The organism is Anabaena azotica FACHB-119 (assembly GCF_014697625.1).
GTDB classification, from domain to species: Bacteria; Cyanobacteriota; Cyanobacteriia; order Cyanobacteriales; family Nostocaceae; genus Trichormus; species Trichormus azoticus_A.
On sequence record NZ_JACJSG010000076.1, the window covers coordinates 1 to 22,027 of the forward strand.

General features: G+C 44.0%; 20 protein-coding genes. 6 read left to right on the plus strand and 14 right to left on the minus strand.

The window, feature by feature from the left end:
- Positions 1 to 261: 261 nt before the first annotated feature.
- Together H6G83_RS32430 and H6G83_RS36140 are read right to left on the minus strand one after the other, a co-directional pair.
- The gene (locus tag H6G83_RS32430; protein ID WP_242044979.1) at positions 262 to 738 is read right to left on the minus strand and encodes a hypothetical protein; all 477 of its coding nucleotides are present in this window, start codon (positions 736 to 738) and stop codon (positions 262 to 264) included.
- Positions 739 to 891: 153 nt separating this feature from the next.
- Positions 892 to 1,038: a ribbon-helix-helix protein, CopG family gene (locus H6G83_RS36140; protein WP_190479890.1), complete on the minus strand. Its 147-nt coding sequence runs from the start codon at positions 1,036 to 1,038 to the stop codon at positions 892 to 894.
- A gap of 38 nt (positions 1,039 to 1,076) precedes the next feature.
- On the opposite strand from H6G83_RS36140, the gene H6G83_RS32440 reads away from it, so the two are divergent.
- The gene (locus H6G83_RS32440; protein ID WP_190479893.1) at positions 1,077 to 2,225 is read left to right on the plus strand and encodes an RNA-guided endonuclease InsQ/TnpB family protein; all 1,149 of its coding nucleotides are present in this window, start codon (positions 1,077 to 1,079) and stop codon (positions 2,223 to 2,225) included.
- Between the two features lie 234 nt (positions 2,226 to 2,459).
- Positions 2,460 to 3,749, plus strand: a complete 1,290-nt coding sequence (eno, locus tag H6G83_RS32445; protein ID WP_190479895.1) for a phosphopyruvate hydratase — start codon at positions 2,460 to 2,462, stop codon at positions 3,747 to 3,749.
- A gap of 85 nt (positions 3,750 to 3,834) precedes the next feature.
- On the opposite strand, the gene argC is transcribed toward eno, so the two are convergent.
- Positions 3,835 to 4,893, minus strand: coding sequence for an N-acetyl-gamma-glutamyl-phosphate reductase (gene argC / locus H6G83_RS32450; RefSeq protein ID WP_190479897.1), 1,059 nt, complete (start codon positions 4,891 to 4,893; stop codon positions 3,835 to 3,837).
- Positions 4,894 to 5,520: 627 nt separating this feature from the next.
- On the opposite strand from argC, the gene ribBA reads away from it, so the two are divergent.
- On the plus strand, positions 5,521 to 7,176 hold the full coding sequence (gene ribBA / locus H6G83_RS32460; protein WP_190479902.1) for a bifunctional 3,4-dihydroxy-2-butanone-4-phosphate synthase/GTP cyclohydrolase II: 1,656 nt from the start codon (positions 5,521 to 5,523) through the stop codon (positions 7,174 to 7,176).
- 52 nt (positions 7,177 to 7,228) lie between these two features.
- Here the strand turns inward: ribBA and H6G83_RS32465 are convergent, their stop codons facing one another.
- Positions 7,229 to 7,399 carry a zinc ribbon domain-containing protein gene (locus H6G83_RS32465; RefSeq protein ID WP_313937630.1) on the minus strand — a complete coding sequence of 57 codons (171 nt, stop codon included), beginning with the start codon at positions 7,397 to 7,399 and terminating at the stop codon, positions 7,229 to 7,231.
- Between the two features lie 631 nt (positions 7,400 to 8,030).
- Between H6G83_RS32465 and H6G83_RS32470 the strand changes: the two genes are divergently transcribed.
- Positions 8,031 to 8,588: a RidA family protein gene (locus H6G83_RS32470; protein WP_190479904.1), complete on the plus strand. Its 558-nt coding sequence runs from the start codon at positions 8,031 to 8,033 to the stop codon at positions 8,586 to 8,588.
- Positions 8,589 to 8,715: 127 nt separating this feature from the next.
- Here H6G83_RS32470 and H6G83_RS32475 read toward each other — a convergent pair whose 3' ends face one another.
- The 10 genes from H6G83_RS32475 to H6G83_RS32515 all read right to left on the minus strand — a co-directional run bounded on the left by H6G83_RS32475 (position 8,716) and on the right by H6G83_RS32515 (position 17,068).
- On the minus strand, positions 8,716 to 10,167 hold the full coding sequence (locus H6G83_RS32475; RefSeq protein WP_190479925.1) for a Ni/Fe hydrogenase subunit alpha: 1,452 nt from the start codon (positions 10,165 to 10,167) through the stop codon (positions 8,716 to 8,718).
- Positions 10,168 to 10,351: 184 nt separating this feature from the next.
- The gene (locus tag H6G83_RS32480; protein WP_190479906.1) at positions 10,352 to 10,963 is read right to left on the minus strand and encodes a CBS domain-containing protein; all 612 of its coding nucleotides are present in this window, start codon (positions 10,961 to 10,963) and stop codon (positions 10,352 to 10,354) included.
- Positions 10,964 to 11,237: 274 nt separating this feature from the next.
- Entirely contained in the window at positions 11,238 to 11,774 is a 537-nt protein-coding gene (locus H6G83_RS32485) for an NADH-quinone oxidoreductase subunit B family protein (protein ID WP_190479908.1), read from the minus strand.
- A gap of 105 nt (positions 11,775 to 11,879) precedes the next feature.
- Complete coding sequence (locus H6G83_RS32490; protein ID WP_242044981.1) at positions 11,880 to 12,341, minus strand: DUF3122 domain-containing protein; 462 nt, start codon at positions 12,339 to 12,341, stop codon at positions 11,880 to 11,882.
- Positions 12,223 to 12,639, minus strand: a complete 417-nt coding sequence (locus tag H6G83_RS35700) for a hypothetical protein (RefSeq protein ID WP_242044980.1) — start codon at positions 12,637 to 12,639, stop codon at positions 12,223 to 12,225. Before H6G83_RS35700 ends, H6G83_RS32490 begins: the two co-directional genes overlap by 119 nt.
- Positions 12,627 to 13,343: a bidirectional hydrogenase complex protein HoxU gene (gene hoxU / locus H6G83_RS32495; protein WP_190479912.1), complete on the minus strand. Its 717-nt coding sequence runs from the start codon at positions 13,341 to 13,343 to the stop codon at positions 12,627 to 12,629. The genes H6G83_RS35700 and hoxU overlap by 13 nt, the downstream gene beginning before the upstream one ends.
- A 59-nt stretch (positions 13,344 to 13,402) precedes the next feature.
- Positions 13,403 to 13,855 (minus strand): hypothetical protein, encoded by a 453-nt coding sequence (locus H6G83_RS32500; RefSeq protein WP_190479914.1) that lies wholly within the window; start codon positions 13,853 to 13,855, stop codon positions 13,403 to 13,405.
- A gap of 36 nt (positions 13,856 to 13,891) precedes the next feature.
- Positions 13,892 to 15,490, minus strand: a complete 1,599-nt coding sequence (gene nuoF / locus H6G83_RS32505) for an NADH-quinone oxidoreductase subunit NuoF (protein ID WP_190479915.1) — start codon at positions 15,488 to 15,490, stop codon at positions 13,892 to 13,894.
- A gap of 348 nt (positions 15,491 to 15,838) precedes the next feature.
- Positions 15,839 to 16,366: a bidirectional hydrogenase complex protein HoxE gene (gene hoxE, locus H6G83_RS32510; protein ID WP_190479917.1), complete on the minus strand. Its 528-nt coding sequence runs from the start codon at positions 16,364 to 16,366 to the stop codon at positions 15,839 to 15,841.
- A gap of 159 nt (positions 16,367 to 16,525) precedes the next feature.
- Entirely contained in the window at positions 16,526 to 17,068 is a 543-nt protein-coding gene (locus H6G83_RS32515) for a universal stress protein (RefSeq protein ID WP_190479919.1), read from the minus strand.
- A gap of 81 nt (positions 17,069 to 17,149) precedes the next feature.
- Here H6G83_RS32515 and H6G83_RS32520 point away from each other — a divergent pair, with 81 nt between their 5' ends.
- The gene (locus H6G83_RS32520; protein ID WP_190479921.1) at positions 17,150 to 17,311 is read left to right on the plus strand and encodes a hypothetical protein; all 162 of its coding nucleotides are present in this window, start codon (positions 17,150 to 17,152) and stop codon (positions 17,309 to 17,311) included.
- Positions 17,312 to 17,883: 572 nt separating this feature from the next.
- Positions 17,884 to 21,828 (plus strand): response regulator, encoded by a 3,945-nt coding sequence (locus H6G83_RS32525; RefSeq protein WP_190479923.1) that lies wholly within the window; start codon positions 17,884 to 17,886, stop codon positions 21,826 to 21,828.
- Positions 21,829 to 22,027: the final 199 nt, after the last annotated feature.

Genomic DNA, 22,027 nt, shown 5'->3' on the forward strand with positions numbered 1-22,027 from the left:
TTGGCTAACGATCGCAATCCAACTGTTTAAACCCGAATCTTTGCTCATGACCTGCTTTGTGTCACGACGATTTATCTTAACATCTGATTCTTCAAAAAACCTGCCCTTGAAAGAGGGGGAAGGGGGACAGGGAAAAGGGGAAGGGGGAAAGGGAAAAGACTATCTCCTCTGCTCCTCTGCTCCCCTGCTCCCCTGCTCCCCTGCTCCCCCACTCCCTCATCTCCCTCATCTCCCTCATCTCCCCCCACTCCCCCCACTTCCCTACAAAGGACTGATGGAGAGCTTTTTGACCCTTTTCGTTCCTTTTGGCGGGGAAAAACGGAATGTGTTGTTATTGATTGTAGGATTTGGGGTTTTACTGAGGATTTTTTCGGTTAGGAGTATATCTAAATCATCGGTTTTACCTGCTAACTGCACTTGCTTGAGGATAGCGGTTTCAGGATTGACAAAGGCGCTGAGTGTAAATCCATCTTTTGGGTCTTTGTAGTCGTAAACGTAAATTGGTTGACCATCAATTGTCCGTTTATCTCCCTTGATTTCGTTATTACTAGCCAAGCCAAGGTAGCCCAAAATGTTTGTATCCGATAAGTTCCCACTAACAACAGCTTTTCTATCTTCCTCTGGAAAATCTAACAAAGTAAAGGAAGAGACACCAATTAAAACCCAATCGTTAGCTTTTTTAAAAGCTTGGTAGGAAGTAACGGCGTACTGTTTCAGGTCGGGTCTGTAAGTCCACACTTGCTTACCATCACTGACAACTAAATTTCCAGGTTGGGGTGATTTTCCTGGTGTAGTGTAGGTGATTTCTGCCCGAAACTTTCTCCCCGATTGGGTAATTATTTTACTTTGTAAGTAAATTGTGATTTCAGTACCTTTACCAAAGAAATGGGTCTAAAGCCCCGTGCTTTTAGCACGGCTTTTCTTTAGCTTCCGGATCAACTCCCTGAGTACATCGTTTTGAGTACGATTTTTTTTCGCACAGTATTCTACAAGTGCTTCGTATTCTTCATCTGAACATCGCACTGTTAATCTTTTCATGCTGTCATATTGCTGTCACCTTGTGGTATGATATTAGCATGAAATCACTGAAGTTTAAGCTTTATCAGCACAAGCGTAATAGACATCTCAAGCGCATGATTAATGCGACTGGGGTGATTTATAACCATTGCATCGCTCTCCACAAACGCTACTATCGGATGTGGGGCAAACATTTGAATTGTGCAAAACTTCAGTCTCACATTGCTAAACTGCGGAAACGTAACCAATTTTGGCAGACAGTAGGTTCTCAAGCAGTACAAGATATTTGTCAGCGTATTGAGAAAGCCTACCAACTGTTTTTTAAACACAATAATAAAGGAGTAAGACCACCAGGATTTAAAAAGGTTAAAAAATATAAATCATTCACCCTTAAACAAGCAGGTTATAAGTTTTTGGGTGGCAACAGGGTAAAAATTGGTAGTCGGGTTTATCAATTTTGGAAGTCTAGAGAGATTGAGGGAACAGTCAAAACCCTAACCGTAAAACGCACACCATTAGGTGAGTTGTTTATGGTTGTGGTAGTTGACGTTCGCGTTAGCGTCTCTGAAAGAGAAGGTGGCAAGCTAGAAACCAAATTCACGACTGGTAAGATAGCGGGATTTGATTTCGGACTAAAGACATTTCTCGCCTGCTCAGACGGCACAAAAATTGAGTCTCCCCAATTTTTCAAACAGTCTTTAAATGCTATTAGAAAAGCAAGTTCGCATCATTCCAAGAAATTAAAAAGTTCAGCCAATCGAGAAAGAGCTAGAAAAAACTTAGTACGCAAGTATGAAGATATTTCTAATCGTCGCCGTGATTGGTTTTGGAAATTAGCGCATGAACTAACAGATAAGTTTGATGTGCTATGTTTTGAAACACTGAACCTCAAAGGTATGCAAAGACTTTGGGGGCGTAAAATATCAGACGCTTGCTTTGGTGAGTTTTTAGAAATTTTAGAGTGGGTTGCTAGAAAGAAAGATAAATTAGTTGTGTTTATCGACCAGTGGTATCCCAGCAGTAAGACTTGTTCTAATTGCGAACATACTCTAGAAAAGATTGATTTATCTATTAGAGAGTGGCGGTGTCCATCCTGCCAAACGGTTAACGGAAGGGACGAGAATGCCGCACGTAATATTCAAATGGTTGGGGCATCATCCATTGGGTTAGGCGATGTCAGACTGGCTACGCCAGCGATTGCTGTTTGAGCCTAGAATCCCCATGCCTTCAGGCTGGGGAGTATGTCAATTATTTCCATAATTCCCCCCAGAACACCAGAAAATCACTCATAGCTATTGACTAATGGCTAATAACTCATAACTATTAACTTTGGAAATCTTCATTTAATCTGAGCCGATAGGTCGCCTCAGCGCCTATGCTAGCGATTGGGTTGAACGATGCAACTGTGTGCGATCAAAGGTAAGAAGGAGACAAATAGACCGATGAGTAATATTCTTGATACCGCCATTGAGGCGATTGTAGCCCGTGAAATTCTTGACTCACGCGGTAGACCTACAGTAGAAGCGGAAGTACATTTATTAAGCGGCGCTGTAGGCTTGGCGCAGGTTCCTAGCGGCGCTTCTACAGGCTCCTTTGAAGCTCACGAACTCAGGGACAAGGATAAAAGCCGTTACGGTGGCAAAGGTGTACTGAAGGCGGTACACAACGTTAATGAGATACTAGCCCCGAAATTGATTGATTTGGATGCTCTCAACCAGGAACTCATCGACCGGACTATGATTGCTCTGGATGGTTCTGGTAACAAAGCTAACTTGGGTGCAAATGCGATTTTAGCTGTTTCCTTAGCAGCCGCCAGAGCCAGTGCTGAATCTTTGGGCATTCCCTTGTATCGTTATCTAGGTGGGCCTTTAGCAAATTTATTGCCCGTACCTTTGATGAACGTAATTAATGGTGGGGCGCACGCCGCCAATAATGTGGATTTCCAAGAGTTTATGATTGTCCCCATCGGTGCGCCTTCTTTCCGCGAAGCCTTGCGCTGGGGTGCGGAAGTATTTGCTACCCTCAGTGAAGTTTTGCATGATAAAGGTTTGCTGACAGGTGTAGGTGATGAAGGGGGTTTTGCTCCCAACCTGGAATCTAATCAGGTAGCCTTGGAATTGCTAGTTGCAGCCATTGAGAAAGCAGGCTACAAGCCAGGGGAACAAGTGGCGTTGGCGCTGGATGTGGCGGCTAGTGAGTTTTACAAGGAAGGACAGTATGTCTACGATGGTAAACCTCATGCACCAACCGAGTTTATCGATTATTTAGCCCAGTTGGTGAGTCAATACCCCATTGTCTCGATTGAAGATGGTTTACATGAGGACGATTGGCAAAATTGGCAATTACTCACCCAAAAGATTGGTTCCCAGGTGCAGTTGGTTGGGGATGACTTGTTTGTCACAAACGCTACCCGCTTACAAAAAGGCATCCAAGAAAAAGCAGGTAACGCCATTCTGATTAAACTCAACCAAATCGGCTCCTTGACGGAAACTCTAGAAACCATCGACTTGGCAACTCGCAACGGTTATCGCTCAGTAATTAGCCATCGTTCCGGTGAAACAGAAGATACCACCATCGCCGATTTAGCCGTCGCCACCCGTGCAGGTCAAATCAAAACCGGTTCTCTTTGTCGTAGCGAACGGGTAGCCAAATACAACCGCTTGCTACGCATCGAAGATGAATTAGGCGATCGCGCTATTTATGCAGGGGCTGTGGGTTTAGGGCCGAAGTAACAATGGTAATTGGTAATTGGTAATTGGTAATTGGTAATCGAAAAAACTATTACCCATTACCCATTACCTATTACCTATTACTCAATTAAGGATAAAACCCCAACTTAGGCAAACCCAATGTCTCATCCCACCCCATCATGAGGTTGAGGCATTGAATTGCTTGACCCGCTTGGCCTTTAATTAGGTTATCAATTGCTGATATGGCAACTACCCGGCCGGTACGCGGGTCAACATCTACACCGAGATAGCAAAGATTGCTACCAGTTGCCCATTTTGTCTGAGGATAAATGCCACTGTCACAGACTTTCACCCAAGGGGAATTACGGTAAAAGGCGGTGAAAATAGTAGTTAAATCATCGCCGACTAAACCAGGGTCACGGAGGATGGCGTATACAGTCGCCAAGGTTCCCCGGACTATGGGGATGAGGTGGGGCGTAAATAAGACTGTGACTTCGTGACCTGCCAAATCACTACAAATTTGCTCGATTTCGGGAGTTTGGCGGTGACGTACTACACTATAAGGTGCGAGAGAATTTTCTGCTTCCGCTAATAATAAATAAGTTTTGGCATCCCTACCACCACTAGATGCGCCGGATTTAGCGTCAATAATGGCGGTTTCTGTCATGATTAACCCTTGCTTTAACAGGGGGTATAATGCTAAGAGGCTGGCTGTAGCATAGCCACCTGGACACCCGACTAATTGGGCCTCAGAAATTTGATCGCGGTAAATTTCCGGTAATCCATATACTGCGGTGGCGGCTGTGGTGCGATCGCTCCTTTCTTGACCATACCATGTGGTATATGTCGCCAAATCACGAAATCGGTAGTCTGCACTCAAATCTATTACCTTACAACCTTTCTCTAACAAAGTAGGGGCAATTTGACAAGCCAGACCATGTTCCAGCGAAAGAAATACCACCTCGCAGCGACGCGCAATAACTTCTGGATCTATTTCCTCTATCGATAATTTAACTGCATGAGCTAAGTGAGGGTAGAGAGATGCAAAAGATTTACCTGTACTACTCTCCCCACCTAAATAAACTAGTTCGACCTCTGGATGATCCATCAGCAACCGAACTAATTGCACTCCACCATAGCCTGACGCGCCAACAATCCCAACGGGTACGCGCCGAAAATTGCCCATGTTCTCAAATCCTTATCCGTATTTGGTTAATCTGTAATTAGCTATCAACTATAGAACTTATTTTGAGGGAGTTGACAGTTATCAGTTGACAGGTGACAGGTGACAGGTGACAGTTGTCAGTTATCAGTTATCAGTTGTCAGTTGTCAGTTGTCAGTTGATAGGAGTTAATAGTTATCTCCCCCATCTCCCTCATCTCCCTCATCTCCCTCATCTCCCTCATCTCCCCCATCTCCCATCCTTTCAAGGGCAGGTTTTTTACACTTCGACCCAAAAACACTGATTTTAGGGTGTAAGGGTATAAGGGTGTAGGGGTGTAGGGGTAGATGAAAGTCTGATAATTTCCTGAATCTTATAGTCCTCACTGATTACTTTATGAAAAACCTGCCCTTAAGAGCATCTCCCATCTCCCCCAATCCCCAACCAAATCAAAACATTGCTAGTCTATATCTCCGCCGCATAAACGAGCTACAATTTAGAATAAGAAATTGTTAAAAAAATTAACTATTGCTGGCGGGAGTCCTCTGTGTCACAACTTAAAAATACGCAGCAGTTCTCCACTCATCCCTTAAATGGGGAAAACCCAGGCACGGGTGTTCTTAAGTATCTGCCTCTTAACAGAAAAGTTTATGTTTGATTCCATTGATGCTGCCTTATCAGACCTGAAAGCGGGTCGTGCCATTGTAGTGGTAGATGACGAAAATCGAGAAAATGAAGGCGATTTGATTTGTGCTGCCCAATTTGCCACACCTGACATGATTAATTTTATGGCGGTGGAGGCAAGGGGGTTGATTTGTTTGGCGATGACTGGCGATCGCTTGGATGAACTCGATTTACCTTTGATGGTGACAAATATCACCGATCCCAACCAGACGGCTTTTACTGTCAGTATTGATGCTGGGCCTCAGTTAGGTGTATCTACAGGTATCTCCGCCGAAGACCGAGCGCGAACAATTCAGGTGACACTCAACCCAGCTACCAAACCTTCAGATTTGCGTCGTCCTGGTCATATTTTCCCCTTACGTGCTAGATCTGGCGGCGTACTCAAACGCGCCGGACATACGGAAGCAGCTGTAGATTTGTCTCGCTTGGCGGGATTGTACCCGGCTGGGGTGATTTGCGAAATTCAAAACCCTGACGGTTCAATGGCAAGGTTACAGCAGTTAATTGATTATGCCCAGCACCACAATTTAAAAATCATTAGTATTGCCGATTTAATTAGTTATCGCCTGCAACACGATCGCCTCATCTATCGTGAAGTAGTTACCAAACTACCCAGCCAATTCGGTCAATTTAATATTTACGCCTATCGTCACACGTTAGACAATACAGAACACGTCGCTATTGTCAAGGGCAATCCAGAAAATTTTAGCGATGAACCTGTGATGGTGCGGATGCACTCGGAATGTTTAACGGGTGATGCTTTAGGTTCTCTGCGCTGTGATTGTCGGATGCAGTTAGAAGCTGCATTGAAAATGATTGAGTCTGCTGGGCAAGGTGTGGTAGTTTACTTACGGCAAGAAGGACGGGGAATTGGCTTAGTTAACAAACTCAAAGCCTACTCTTTACAAGATATGGGCTTAGATACGGTGGAAGCGAATGAGCGCTTGGGCTTCCCCGCCGATTTGCGCGATTATGGGATGGGAGCGCAAATGCTCATGGATCTGGGTGTGAAGAAGATTCGCCTGATTACCAACAATCCCCGCAAAATAGCTGGTGTCAAAGGTTACGGCTTGGAAGTGGTGGATCGCGTGCCGTTATTAATTGAAGCCAACGATTATAATTCTTATTACCTAGCCACCAAGGCGAAAAAACTAGGTCATATGCTGTTGCAGACTTATCTAGTAACTATAGCAATTCACTGGCAAGATGACCCGCAATTGGTGACAAAACGTTATGAACGGTTGGAGAAACTGCGCCATTTAGTCAGAAGCCATGATTTATTGTTGCAGGAAGAAGCTCGTCCTTTGGCGATCGCACTTTTCGACAAGCCAGCCTTAACAGTACACTTAGGCTTTGACCAAGCAAAACTTGCTAGTTGTGATTGGTATCGTGAAAGTGGACATCCTTATGTACAAGCAATTTTGCCAATTTTGGATAACCTAGCAACTTTGCCTTACGTGCAGAAATTAGAATTTTTGATTTCTTCAGGTAGTGATCCTTTGAGTAATTTACAAGTGCAGTTAGATAGACAGACAATTGCACCTAATGAATTACCTTCCTCGGTGGGTAATGATTTGGAGACACAAAAGATTTACAGTTTTACTAAGGAAGTAGAGGATTGACAACTCACCACCGTAGTAGGCGCGGAGATTCTTCTTTCACCCAACTTTGCCTCTAAAAGCAGAGCATGACGATGGTGTTACACGCTGTCCAGAAGCAGTAGCGCTCCGGCCCTCCCGCCAAAACTCGTAAACCTTCATCGCGGATGTTCACTGCGGCGTTGATGTCCCTGTCATGCACTGTTTGACATTTTGGACATTGCCAACTACGAACATCTAAACTTATACCAAGTTGTGTTCAAACATATTTGCTTTGGCAGGCAAGGGAGCAACCCACCCCTAGCCCCTCCCTAGAGGGGAAAGAGAAGTAGCGCAGAGTAAGATACTATTTTTGACTGCAACTTAGTATTAGTTTATCTACTTGGTACAAGCAGTTACTACAAGTTTTTGAACTAGGAAAAAACCTGTCTATTTCAATGTAGATGCACAAAATTAATCCGGTCACGCCAGTAGGGAAATCTTTTCAAAATCTAAATAGGATTGCTATATGTAGCTTTCGTAGAACGCTATAAGTATCCTCTACGGTAATTTTATTTTTACTTTAAAAATAACCTTTCTGGAAAATTGCCTAAAAATTCATATTACCTCTTTGTAGTGGTTAGTAATAAGTAATAGTGAATGACAATTGACTTTTAACGTTGAGTTTCAGGATTTTCAGCATATAATTTTACTGAATTACACTGTCATAACCTATCCAAAGTTTAATTTTTCACATAGCTGCGTCCGTCTTCATACCAAAGATGTTGAGTACGTAATTACACTTATGTCATCATTATTACTGTTTTTTTTGTTCTGATTTAACAAATAATAGTAGTAAGTATTAGTGATAATAAATAACTCATATTTGAGGAAAAGAAATGACTGAACCTGTTACTAGTAGATTAAATTCGCTTGTGACAAAATTAACAAGGCGAAATACACTGTTCTGGCTTGGAGGTACTGGGTTAGGTACTGCTTTTGTTGCAGGAACACAAAGGGAAACGAGCGCTAAACCTCCAGCGAAAAAACAAGTGCAAGTGATTAACCCACCAACATTATATGATTCAACCCGCCTTGGTTTTAGTCAGATAGCTGTGACACCAGCAAAGGCAAGAACTGTGTATATTTCTGGTCAATATGGCTCAGATTTGCAAGGTAATGTAGTTTCCCCTGAGTATGAGCCGCAGGTGGTCAGGGCTTTTGAGAATATCCGCTTTGCTTTAGACGCAGTTGGGGCCAAGCCCAGTGATGTAGTTAAAACAACTGTGCTTATTGTTAATCTCACTGATGATAAATTGGCTCCATTTGGGAGGGAATTTCAAAAATTATGGCCTGTTAATCCACCAGCAAATACCCTCATTCCTGTTCCTAGACTGGCATTTGCCGATATACTTTTTGAAATTGAGGCTTATGCAGTTATTCCCGACAACGATTAATTAGAACATATGGCAGGTGACAGGTGACAGGTGACAGGTGACAGGTGACAGGGTGCGTCAGTATGAAGATTTTCTTGCTATGGCTAGTATTTCTCGTACTGACGCACTCTACATTTTACAGATTTTTTCATTCTCGCCAAACTTGATTAACAACATTTCCATCTGCTGCGACTAATTCAATATGTAATGGCATTTTTCCTGCTGCATGAGTTGAACAACTTAAACAGGGGTCAAAAGCACGAATTCCTGCTTCTACACGATTGAGCATTCCTTCAGGAATTTCTGTACCTTGAATAAAATGCCGGGCGATTTGGGCGACTGTACGATTCATCGCTAAATTGTTTTGACCAGTGGCGATAATTAAGTTTACTTTTTGCAGTAAGCCATTTTCATCAACTTGATAATGATGGAATAATGTACCCCTTGGTGCTTCACTTACACCAACTCCTTCTAGTTGATTAATGCCTGCTTCTGAGCGCAATCGATTTGATAAGATATCTGAGTGATCAAGTAAGATTTCTATTTGTTCTATACAAGCCAAAATTTCAATTAATCGCGCATAGTGATAGAAAAATGATGATTTGGCTATGCCTGAAGTAAGTTCACGGAATTGTTGCAATTCACGGTCTGCTAAAGTTGTACCAATATGACTACAAATATTGAGACGCGCTAACGGCCCTACTCGATACATTCCGCTATCTAGGCGACATTGGTCATTTTGTTGAGGATAACCCAAAGGTCGATAATAAGGGGATTTTAAATAAGAATCTGGTTGAACTGCTTCGCCAATAAATTCTTGATAAGTTGTGGGGTCAAGTTGATCAGCAATGATATTACCTGCACTATCCACAAATCGGATATATCCGTCGTAGGTTTCCCACAAACCATCAGGTGTAACTAAACCCATAAACAAGCTAGGGAAATTGCCAAAAGTTTGCACCTCTTTCTCATAATCTTTGAGCAATTTCTTGAATTTATCCAACGCATCCAAGGCAATAGTACGGGCTTCAGGAATGCGTTGTTGTATGTGATTGCGTCCTTCAGGAGATAGGGGTTCTCGCACACCACCAGGAACAGCCCAAGCCGGGTGAATTTTTGCGCCTCCCAATACTTGAATAATTTCTTGCCCAAATTGGCGCAGACGAATACCACCACGGGCGAGTTCTGGTTGGGCGGCGATTAAACCGAAGATATTGCGTTTTTGCGGGTCGCTATCCATTCCCAGCAATAAGTCTGGGGCGGTGAGGTGAAAGAAACTGAGTGCATGGGATTGGATGATTTGCCCCAAATTCATCAGGCGACGGAGTTTAGTAGCGGTTGGGGGTATGGTGACAGATAAAATGCGATCGCCTGCTTTGGCAGAAGCCAACAAGTGACTCACCGGACAAATACCACACACCCGCGCCGTAATTCCCGGCATTTCCCACAAGGGGCGACCTTCACAAAACTTTTCAAACCCGCGAAATTCTGTCACATGAAACCGAGCATCGCTCACTTGTCCAGTATCGTCCAAGTAAATACTAATCTTGGCGTGACCTTCAATGCGGGTAACGGGGTCGATGACAATTCTTTTAGACATGGGGAAGGGGGAAAGGGGAAGGGGGAAAGGGGAAAGGGGAAGGGGGAAGGGGGAAGGGTAAAGACTTTCTCCGGTGCGCCTCTGCTCATCTCCCTCATCTCCCTCATCTCCCTCATCTCCCTCATCTCCCTCATCTCCCTCATCTCCCTCATCTCCCTCATCTCCCTCATCTCCCTCATCTCCCCTATCTTTCATAAACTCGTGCTTCTAACGCTTCGTATTCGTCGCTGTCATCGTCAAAGGGGATTTTACTAACTTTTTCGGCTCTTTGGTGCGCTATTTCTGCTTGCATTTCTTCAACTGCATCCCAAGCGGCGGCGCATTCTTCAGAATTCCTCCCTCTTTGGGTACAAACAGTACGAGCCTTTTTAATTTCGTCTTGTAATTGTTGTTCTAATAAGATTGTGTAGGGTTGTTCAAGAAAGTTGCTTTGAGCCAAAATATCAGTTATGGAAATGATACCTACCAATTCACCCTGAATAACTGGCGCTCTGTGCAGATGGTAATTAGCAAATAGCCGAGCTACGTATTCCAAACCCAAATCAGGATTAATCGTGATGCAAGGTTTGCTCATCACCTCGTAAACTCGAACTTGATGCGGGTCTTTACCGTAGGCAATGACTTTATAAACAATATCGCTTTCGCTAATGATACCGTAAGCATCCTGTTCATGACGACGCTCTACAATTAGCGCCCGCCAATCTCTAGCACGCATTAATTCCACAGCTTCAGCCACGGTCGCGGAACTACGAATAGTAGCCACATCTTTAGTCATAACATCTGATGCTTTTAACATAATTACCCTCGCAGTAAATTGGGGACTAGGGACTGGGGACTGGGGGAGATGGGGGAGTGGGGGGAGATGAGGGAGATGGGGGAGATGGGGGAGTGGGGGGAGATGAGGGAGATGGGGGAGTAACCCACCCCTAACCCCTCCCAGGAGGGGAATAGGCAGATGGGGGAGATAACTATTAACTCCTATCAACTGACAACTGACAACTGTCACCTGTCACCTGTCACCTGTCACCTGATAACTGTCAACTGATAACTGATAACTGATAACTGACAAATCACCCAAATTTAATAAATTCTCGTCCGGCTAGGTGTGGTGTTTCTCCCCGTAATAGTGGCTCTAAAACAGCGCGAATCCTTGTTGCTGAAGGTGGACAACCGGGTAAATAAATATCTACTGGGACTACGGAATGTACGGGTGTGACTCTATCTAATAAAGGTGGTACTATTCCTGGCTCTTGGGGAATTTGGGGGTTGATATCGGCGGCTTCGATGTAACAACGCTGCAAAACTGATTCGGCACTACCCAAGGGATTACGTAAGGCGGTAACATTGCCAGTTACAGCACAGTCACCAAAGGAAATTAATACTTGAGAACGTTCCCTGACAATTTTGATAGTGGTCAAATGTTCTTCATTAGCGATCGCACCTTCAACCAATACTACATCTACTCCCTCTGGATATTCTTTAATATCTGCAAAAGGACTAAACACGACATCTGCCTGTGCGGCTAAATCTATCAGCCATTCGTCCAAATCAAGAAAGGACATATGACAGCCAGAACATCCACCTAACCATACTGTTGCTAGTTTCATAATTGGGGACTGGGAAAGATGAGGGAGATGGGGGAGATGAGGGAGATGAGGGAGATGAGGGAGATGGGGGAGATGAGGGAGTATTGATTCTTTACTCAGCACTCCCTACTCACCACTTACTACTTCTTGCCATTCCTGCACTACACTTTGGGGGACTGAAATATTGATGGTATTTTTAGGTAAAGGGAGAGTTAAAACTAACGGTTCTATGGATAGTTGGGGCAGTATATCTTTAAAGTCGTACTGACCAATGGTTGGTGCTGGTGCTTCATCTAAGAAAACATCGGTAGCAGTTAAGACTTTTCCTGTGGGGGTGGTAATTTTTAAGGGTTGGGGGTGAAGCAACTCCGCAGAACCCGGAAAGCCTACTAGCCGCAGATTTACTGTTTGGGCTTGACCTGGATAAACTTGCTTGAACAGCACAACCTGCCAAACCCGTCCTGATTGATCATTTAATTTTGCAAATGAGCGATAGAGAACTTCTTTTGATGCTTCTCTTTGATTGACAGCAGCGATCGCAGTTGGTGAGGTGAGGCTTCCTAAACCCAGGAATATATATATCGTCAGTATCCCCAATAATAGCAGCCACCAAAACAGGGTTTTTAAAGAAGTGGGAGACAAGCACATCGACAATGGGAGTGGAGTCTTGTGTTGTCTTTTGGTTCTTGGTCGTCTGGTAGTTTTGGGCATCAGTTTCACCTCCTGGTTTTTTGAGAGATGTAGCTTTAGCTTCCCGTAGGGTGGGAGATGAGGGAGATGAGGGGGATGAGGGAGATGAGGGGGATGAGGGAGATAGAAATTCTTCCCCTGCTCCCTCTGCTTCCCCTGCTCCCCCCACTCCCCCACCTCTTCCTAAAGATTCCATTGCTGTTTTTCCCTGGCGGTAACTAAAAAGTCGAGTTTGGCGCGATCGCGTTTCATTTCGCCTACGCTAGAACCTTTGTAAAATATTGCACCTGTAGGACAAGCGTTGACGCATTTGCCGCAGGATGTGCAAGTATCGGAGGTTCCCCAAGGTTGGCTGAGGTCGGTGATTACATGAGATTTGGTTCCCCTACCTGCCATATCCCAGGTGTGTGCGCCTTCGATTTCGTCACAAACGCGGATGCAACGAGTACAAAGAACACAACGGTTATGGTCAATGCCGAAGCGATCGTGAGAAACATCGACTTGGCGATGGGGGAAATGATACTCTAGGCGGACGTGATCCATGCCCATTTCAATGGCTAGGTCTTGGAGTTCGCAATTACCGTTAGCCACGCATACCGAACAAATGTGATTGCCTTCGGCAAAGAGCATTTCCACAATTGTCCGACGGTATTTTTGTAGGCGATCGCTATTTGTGTGAACCTCCATCCCTTCTGTAACTTTAGTTACACAAGCAGGTAACAATTTATTACTACCAGCAATTTCTACCAAACACAACCGACAAGCGCCCACATCCCCCACACCTGCTAAATGGCACAGGGTAGGAATATGAATCCCTGCCTCTTGCGCCGCCTGTAACAAAGTTTCGTCCTCTTGAGCGCTAATGAGTTGGTCGTTAATTGTTAAAGTTTTGACTGACATTGCCCTTAGCCTCTTAGAGAATTAGCCTTGAGTAGTTGCCATGATTTATTACTCCCCACTCAAAATTTTTGACTACCCCTGCCTTGATTTATAAGTAAAGAATTTGAGGAACTTGTGAAGATAAAACTCCTCACCTTAGTAGCAATCACAGGTGATAAAACAAGGAACACTAAACCAATGGGCATTAATCCACCTTGGAGTAAATTGTAGTCAGATGCGATTCTTTGCCATGAATAGCCTAAGATGAAGCGCCCTAAGACTATTTCAAAGACAACTGTTAGGAGTAACCACAGCAAACCAACTTTAATTAGTTGCGAAGTTTGTGAGGTATGAAGCCATTGGATAAAAATAGTTGCTATGGCCAAAATCAACAGCGACCCCATGATAAAAGAAATTTGATGAGCGCGGATATCACCCAACAATGGGACTAGCCAGAACATCCGCACAGTACCATTGATACTTTCAGCAACTATAAACACCAACCATACAATAATAGCTTTCAAAAATACCATAACTCCTCCGAATGCTCGTAGTCAGGACTTTAGTCCTTAACCCTCTTGAATCAAAGCCAAATACTCATCACGGAAATAACGCAAAGTACTAAATACAGGATTCGGTGCAGATTGACCCAGACCACACAAACTGGTATTTTTCACCATATCGCACAGTTCCTCTAACAGTTCCAAATCAGCCACCGTCGCCTGACCTTCCCGAATCTTAGTTAACAATCCATGTAGCTGTACAGTCCCCACTCGGCAAGGAATGCACTTACCGCAGGACTCATCCATACAAAATTCCATAAAGAAGCGGGCAACATCTACCATATTGGTAGTATCATCCATGACAATCATTCCCCCGGAACCCATCATCGAACCCAAATTGGTTAAGGATTCGTAGTCTACAGGAGTGTCAAAAGCCGACGCAGGAATACATCCACCAGAGGGGCCGCCTGTTTGTACCGCCTTAGCAACGCCACCGTCGGGAATACCGCCGCCCATTTCTTCGACTATCTTCCGTAAGGAAGTTCCCATCGGCACTTCGATTAAGCCAGTGTTGCGGATTTTACCAGCCAGAGCAAATACTTTTGTCCCCTGACTTTTCCCCTTGCCGATACTAGCAAACCAATCTGCACCTTTACGGATGATGGGGGCAATATTGGCAAAGGTTTCTACGTTATTAATTAAGGTAGGATATCCCCACAAACCAGACTCAGCCGGATAGGGGGGACGGGGATGAGGTAGACCGCGTTTACCTTCAATCGAAGCCATCAAGGCTGTTTCTTCACCGCAGACATAAGCGCCCGCACCGATGCGGATATCAATTTTAAAATCAAAGGGAGAATCGAAGATTTGGCTACCTAACAAACCGAGACGTTGGGCTTGATGGATGGCAGTTTGCAAGCGTTTGATGGCAATAGGATATTCTGCCCTGACGTAAATGTAACCTTGATTTGCACCGACCGCATAAGCTGCGATCGCCATTCCTTCCAACACCCGATGCGGATCACTTTCTAAGACACTCCTATCCATAAATGCACCAGGATCGCCTTCATCCGCGTTACAGATGACAAATTTGCGTTCTCCCTTCGCCTTAGCCACCGTCGCCCATTTTAAACCCGTGGGATAACCAGCACCACCACGTCCCCGCAAACCGCTACGGCTAATACTCTCCACAACTTGTTCTGGAGTCATATCCCGCAGCACATGGTAAAGCGCTTGATATCCTTGAGCAGCAATATAAGCTTGAATCCTCTCTGGATCAATCTTGCCACTATTTTCTAAAACAATCGGCTGTTGATAAGTAAAAAATGGCTGTTCTAAATTCACAACCGCCAATTTTGCCTCTTCCCCCTGCAATGCACCAACAATCTTTGGCGCATCCTCCGGCGTAACCTTCTCATAAAGCCTTTGTTCCCCAGTCTCCGATACCTCCACCAAAGGCCCCTGACAACACAAGCGCATACAGCCAACGCCTGAGACTTGTACCTCTGCTGCCAAACCTCCAGCTTTGACAGCCTCTTCTAACTTTTGTTTCACCGTTTGCGAATTAGCAGACAAACAACCAGCCGCCGTACAGCAGCGAATTTGCACAGGTTTCTGTTGTGAGCGTTCTTGGCGGGAAATTTCCCATAATTCAGTCAGTTCCATATTTTATCTCAAATTCAAGATAGGTGATAGGGGACTGGTGAGAGGTTCCAAACCCAGTTACTATAAAGATTTTGTGATTCATCAATGTCCTAACCTATGTGGCTACTGCTATAACTGTTCAAAACCACCCCTACACCCAGTCTAAACAGACAACCTTGATGCCTAAGTCTTGTTAATTTTGAATTTACGTCTAATGTGAATAAAAATCTTGTAATTGGGTAGACATTTGTAGGGGCGGGTTCACCGGGATCATTGTTAATTGTTGATGATATTTGATTAACCCGCCCCTACAGAGTCTCATAGGCTCCAAGCATAGGCGATTTTTTGGATATAAAAGGTTTTCCTAATTCACATCAGAGGTAATTTTGAATTTTGAATTGGTTTTAGCCATCCTTGCACACGCTCATTCACCAATGCTGGAGTTTGATGACCAGCAACTTCTCCATCAAACACCACAGCCGGAGCAATTCCACAAGCACCTAAACAGCGTGCTGTCAGCAGGGATAATTCACCATCAGGTGTAGTTTCTCCAGCATGAATGTGAGTAGATTTTTCTAAATCTGCCAAAATTGCTGGTGCGCCTTTGACATAACAAGCCGTACCTGTACAAACTACACAACTGTGGACTCCCTGTGGTGCTAGGGAAAATAGATGATAAAAAGTTGCTACCCCATAAACTCTGCTAGGTGGTAGCTTCAACTGATGGGCGATGTAAAGTAATAAGTCGTTTTCTAAAAAACCAAAAAGTTCTTGAGCTTTGTGCAGAATTTCAATTAAAGCGTCTTGTTGATACTGGTGACGCTTGATAGCTGCATCTAACACCTTCAAGCGTTTATCACCACTTAGATGGGAATGAGTTGGTGGTGCAGTAGTCATTATTCTTTCTTGGGGGAAGGGGAAGGGGGAAGGGGGAAGGGGGAAAGGGGGAAAGGAAGAAGCCTTTAATCTCTGACAACTGACAACTGTCAACTGTCAACTGTCAACTGTCAACTGTCAACTGATAACTGATAACTGATAACTGATAACTGATAACTGTCAACTGTCAACTGTCAACAATACTTGCTCCTGTTGTGGGGTATCTTCAGTATCTTCTGGCTTGACTAAACTATGTACTATGTGTACTGAGCAAGGGGCGTGATGTAGCACATAATTACTCACACTGCCTAGTAATAATTCTCTAAACCCGGATAATCCCCTGTGTCCCATGACAATTAAGTTAGCACCCCAATTATTGGCAAGTTTACATATTGTACGCCCAGGATTACCCATAGTTTGGGTGAACTCTGTAGAGATTCCGGCTGTGTTGGCTTGAGCAGCAAAAGTTTGTAGCATCTTTACGCCTTCAGCTTTAAAGTTATCCCACTGGGTTTGATATATCTCAAAACTTTGTCCACTTAAACCGGGGTAGTAGTCGTAATTGGATACCATTGGTATGTGGGGACTGCCTTCTTCTTCTGGAGATAGGACGTGCAATAGCAATAACTGGGCTTTTGTAGCCTGGGCTAAAACTAATGCTTGTTCAAACACTTTCTGTCCTATTTCGGAACGATCCAATGCGACGAGAATTTTGTTTGGCATATAGACCTCCAGGGATTGGGGATTGGGGACTGGGGATTGGGATTACATCTATTGTTTATAGGGCAACAATTTGAGGAACTTGTGAGGAAACAAGCACATCTGTTATTTGATGAGCGATCGCCATTAACAATTCAAAATTCGCGCATTCAAAATTCGCGCATTCAAGACATTTTGCCTACGGCACGCTACGCGAACAGTTGGGGATTTAAACCCCAACTGAAAATTTGCTACGTACAGACGTAGGGGTCTTTAACCCTCGGAATTACAATAACTCCAATAATGTTATGTATTGCTTTGGCTGTATGCTGTTAATAACATACCGCGTGAAGATAAGAGAACTCACTTTGAATTAAAACAGATAACACTTGCAGATGGGAGAAAATATTTTAATTATTAATATTCATCAATAAAACTGGCAAAAATAGGACATAAACTTGAAAAACTAGGGACTTGTGTTTTAACATTTGCCTAATTTTCAAATATTTCCCAATCATCAGCTACTGTTTACCTATACCATCTTTATATTTGTTAACTCTAAAAATATGTCTAAAGTTTGATAATTATAGATATTTGTTACTTACAATTAAATTTTATGAAATTTTAAATCTAAAATAGTTTTTAGTATAAAAATGTTACTCATTATTATGTTTGCTGTATTTGAAAATAATTTTTAGTGATTTCAGGCTGTTAAATAATTACAGCCTTCGCCTGATACATTAGGACATCAATCACTCATCAAACCCTTACTTTAAAAAGCTTTTATTCCTGTTCCCTGTCCCCTGTCCCCTGCCATAACATCAAGAAAACTTTTCCATATGAAAATTTTAGTTGTCGAGGATGACAAGTTAAATGCTCATGCACTGACAGCCGTTCTCACAGATCAAAATTATGCAGTTGAAGTTGCGGTTGATGGTGATGAGGCTTGGGATTTAATCGAAACTTACGATTATGATTTAATTCTTTTAGATGTGATGCTGCCAAAGCTTGATGGTATCAGTCTTTGTCGGCAAATAAGGTCGAGTGGTCGGCAAATGCCCATCCTTTTATTAACGGGTTGTGATAGTGGTCACGAAAAGGCTATTGGTTTAGATGCTGGCGCAGATGATTATGTAGTTAAACCTTTTGATCAAGAAGAATTGGTGGCTCGTGTGCGTGCTTTATTGCGGCGGGGTGGAACAACCGCACAGCCAATTCTAGAATGCGGGAATTTGCGGCTCGACCCTAGCAGCTGCGAAGTTCGATACAATCAACATTTGCTCTCCCTCACCCCCAAAGAATACGCTCTTTTAGAGTTATTTTTGCGTAACAACCGCCGCGTGTTTAGCTGTAGCATGATTTTAGAACATATATGGTCTTATGAAGACACTCCAGGGGAGGAGGCGGTTCGCACCCATATCAAAGGGTTACGTATGAAGTTGAGAAATGCGGGTGCGCCTGGTGATTTAGTAGAAACGGTCTATGGTATTGGTTATCGCCTCAAACAGCAGGAGGAAGAGGGGAGACATCCTCAAGCAACTGGGACAGGAAAATCTCAGCAGCAAACACTGACTGCAATAGCTGGTATTTGGCAGAAGTTTTATGGGCGGGTGGATGAGCAAGTTAGGGTTTTGGAGCAAGCGGCGATCGCACTCACTCAAAAAGCTTTAAACTGGGAATTACGCTCCCAAGCAACGCGCGAAGCCCACACCCTAGCAGGTTCATTGGGGACTTTTGGTTTACCTGAAGGCTCGAAGTTAGCTAGGAAAATTGAGCAGCTTTTGAAATCTGAGAAAAAGTTAACATCAGCAGAGATCAAAAACTTGCAAACTTGGGTTAAATCATTAAGACAAGAAGTTGCAGCACAAGAACCAAAAGCATCGCTACCATCAACAACAGAAGCACCCCACCTACAGCAACAACCCCAAGCAGAAGCAAAAGTTTTAGCAGTAGATGACGACCCGCAAATTCTTGCTTTGTTACAAACTTTACTCCATCCTTGGGGGCTACAAGTAATTACCCTAGATGACCCGCGTCAATTCTGGGAAAAATTGGCAGATGTCAACCCAGACCTGTTAATTTTAGATGTGGAAATGCCTCATGCCAATGGTATAGAAATATGCCAAGTAGTCAGAAATGACACCCAATGGAGCGAATTACCCATCCTCTTTCTCACAGTCCACAACGATAGGGAAATTGTCAATCAAGTATTTAGTGTAGGCGCAGACGACTTTGTAAGCAAACCCATCGTCGGCCCGGAACTAGTAACCAGAATTATCAATCGATTAGAACGAGTAAAGTTGCTGCGTAAAGTAACTGAGGGTAGGGGTGTAGGGGTACAGGGGTATAGGGGTGTAGGGGAAATCCTATCTCCCTCATCTCCCTCATCTCCCTCATCTCCCCCCACTCCCCCCACCGAAGCTGCACTACGAGAAAGTCAAGAACGTCTATCCCTGGCTCTAGAAGCGGTCAACTTAGGTATCTGGGACTGGAATTTAGTTACTAACGAAATTATCTGGTCTGAAGGTCACGCCCGATTATTTGGTATTGAACCAGGAAAATTTGATGGTTCTTATGAAAGCTTTCAAGGCTTTATCCATCCTGAAGATAGGGAAGATTTGGCGCGGGTAATCAACAATGCGTGTCAGCATAAAACCGACTATAACCATGAGTTTCGCATTATCTGGCCAGATGGGAGTATTCACTGGATTGAAGGAACGGGCAAACTCTACTACAATGAGAAGGGTGAAGCGGTGCGGATGTTGGGTGTAGTCAGAGATGTCACTTCGCGCAAGCAAATAGAAGCCACGCTACATCAAGTCAATAACGAACTAGAGTTGAGAGTTGCACAACGCACGGCTGAGTTAGTCAACGTTAATCGACAGTTGCATTCACAACTTGATGAACGCAGACTTATTGAGGAAGCACTACGCATCTCTCAAGTGCGACTGGCGCGAATTTTAGATATTGCCGATGATGCTATCATCTCTATTGATGGTAGTCAACGCATCACCTTATTTAATCAAGGTGCAGAGAAAATCTTTGGCTACTGTGCCGCAGAAATTATTGGACAACGCCTAGATACACTCATACCCCAGCGTTTTGCTCAGGCGCATCGTCAGCACGTCGCTGATTTTGGACAAGCTCCCAGCTTGGCGCGGCGGATGGGAGAACGGCGGGAAATATTTGGTTGTCGCCAGGATGGGACGGAATTTCCGGCTGAGGCTTCTATTTCTAAATTTAACTTGGATCAAGAAGTTTTTTATACGGTCATTTTACGTGATGTCACTGAGCGCAAACAAATTGAGCGAATGAAAGATGAGTTTGTCTCGGTTGTGAGTCATGAACTACGCACACCCTTAACCTCAATTCATGGTTCTTTAGGGATGCTAACTAGTGGTTTATTACCTGCAAACTCAGAACAGGGAAAACGCTTGCTACAAATTGCTACTGATAGCACGGAACGCTTAGTCAGGTTGATTAATGACATTCTTGATATTGAACGTATCGAGTCTGGTAGGGTGAAAATGGAGCGGGAAACCTGCGAACTTACCGACTTGATTGAATCCGCAGTCAGTATTATGCAGCCTTTAGCTAACAAAGCAGGGGTGAAACTATCAATTTCTAGCCCATCAATGCAATTATGGGTTGATCCAGACCGAATTGTGCAGACTTTAACTAACTTGCTGAGTAATGCGATTAAATTCTCGACTCCAGAGAAAACAGTCTGGTTGGTGGCGCAACAATACGGTGATGAACTATTGCTGACGGTGAAAGATAATGGACGTGGTATTCCCACCGACAAACTCGATAGTATTTTTGAACGCTTTCAACAGGTGGATTCTTCCGATTCACGCAATCATGAGGGTACTGGGTTAGGTTTGGCTATTTGCCAAAGTATTGTACAGCAGCATGGTGGACGCATCTGGGTGGAAAGTATTTTAGGTGAAGGTAGTAGTTTTTACTTCACATTGCCAATTTTACCCATACCCGATCCAGAAATTCCCCCATCCCCAGCCCCTAGTAGCCAGTCCCCCCTAGTGCTAGTTTGTGATGATGATCCTGCTATCCGCACAGAACTACAAACTCTCTTAGAACAAGGGGGATATCGAGTGGTGACGGTGGCGACAGGAGAAGATGCGATCGCCTTAGCATCAACTCACCATCCAGATGTGATTGTACTAGATTTGCTCATACCGGGGATGAATGGTTGGGAAACAATGGCAATGTTGAAGGAAAGCGCCCAAACCAAATATATCCCGATAGTGATTTGCAGTGTCTACAAACCAACAGAAAATACCCCACCCACAGGCGATTTTGTCGATTGGGTGAGTAAACCAGTGCAAGAAAGCTATCTTTTACAGTCTCTGCGACAAGCAATCACCACATCTTCCCGACGAGTCCGTATACTGATTGTGGAAGACGATGCAGATTTAGCTGAACTATTAGTCACCTTATTTGAAAGACACGATATTGAAACTTTCCTAGCCAAAAACGGCAGAGAAGCCATCCACCTTAGCCAAGAAGTCAATCCCGACTTACTGATTCTGGATTTAATTTTGCCAGAAACTGATGGGTTTGCAGTGGTAGATTGGTTACAAAACCATAATCGCCTATGCAAAGTTCCGGTAGTGGTTTACTCTGCCAAAGATTTGGAGGAATCAGAACGCAAACGTTTAAAGTTAGGACATACAGAATTTTTAACCAAAGGAAGAGTAACAACCCAAGAGTTTGAACAACGGGTAATTGAACTACTTCAGCGAATTACTCATGTGAGGGAGTAGGGACTGGGGAAGGGGGAAGGGGGAGGGGGGAAGGGGGAAGCTTTCAAGGGCAGGTTTTTTACACTTCGACCCAAAAACACTGATTTTAGGGTGTAGGGGTATAAGGGTGTAGGGGTGTAGGGGTAGATGAAAGTCTGATAATTTACTGAATCTTATAGTCCTCACTGATTACTTTATGAAAAACCTGCCCTTAAGAGAC

Bases quoted from the DNA above. Each gene is read 5' to 3' on its own strand.
- H6G83_RS36140 (WP_190479890.1), bottom strand. From the start codon at position 1,038: ATGAAAAGATTAACAGTGCGATGTTCAGATGAAGAATACGAAGCACTT.
- H6G83_RS32440 (WP_190479893.1), top strand. From the start codon at position 1,077: ATGAAATCACTGAAGTTTAAGCTTTATCAGCACAAGCGTAATAGACAT.
- eno (WP_190479895.1), top strand. From the start codon at position 2,460: ATGAGTAATATTCTTGATACCGCCATTGAGGCGATTGTAGCCCGTGAA.
- argC (WP_190479897.1), bottom strand. From the start codon at position 4,893: ATGGGCAATTTTCGGCGCGTACCCGTTGGGATTGTTGGCGCGTCAGGC.
- ribBA (WP_190479902.1), top strand. From the start codon at position 5,521: ATGTTTGATTCCATTGATGCTGCCTTATCAGACCTGAAAGCGGGTCGT.
- H6G83_RS32470 (WP_190479904.1), top strand. From the start codon at position 8,031: ATGACTGAACCTGTTACTAGTAGATTAAATTCGCTTGTGACAAAATTA.
- H6G83_RS32475 (WP_190479925.1), bottom strand. From the start codon at position 10,167: ATGTCTAAAAGAATTGTCATCGACCCCGTTACCCGCATTGAAGGTCAC.
- H6G83_RS32480 (WP_190479906.1), bottom strand. From the start codon at position 10,963: ATGTTAAAAGCATCAGATGTTATGACTAAAGATGTGGCTACTATTCGT.
- H6G83_RS32485 (WP_190479908.1), bottom strand. From the start codon at position 11,774: ATGAAACTAGCAACAGTATGGTTAGGTGGATGTTCTGGCTGTCATATG.
- H6G83_RS35700 (WP_242044980.1), bottom strand. From the start codon at position 12,639: ATGGAATCTTTAGGAAGAGGTGGGGGAGTGGGGGGAGCAGGGGAAGCA.
- hoxU (WP_190479912.1), bottom strand. From the start codon at position 13,343: ATGTCAGTCAAAACTTTAACAATTAACGACCAACTCATTAGCGCTCAA.
- H6G83_RS32500 (WP_190479914.1), bottom strand. From the start codon at position 13,855: ATGGTATTTTTGAAAGCTATTATTGTATGGTTGGTGTTTATAGTTGCT.
- nuoF (WP_190479915.1), bottom strand. From the start codon at position 15,490: ATGGAACTGACTGAATTATGGGAAATTTCCCGCCAAGAACGCTCACAA.
- hoxE (WP_190479917.1), bottom strand. From the start codon at position 16,366: ATGACTACTGCACCACCAACTCATTCCCATCTAAGTGGTGATAAACGC.
- H6G83_RS32515 (WP_190479919.1), bottom strand. From the start codon at position 17,068: ATGCCAAACAAAATTCTCGTCGCATTGGATCGTTCCGAAATAGGACAG.
- H6G83_RS32525 (WP_190479923.1), top strand. From the start codon at position 17,884: ATGAAAATTTTAGTTGTCGAGGATGACAAGTTAAATGCTCATGCACTG.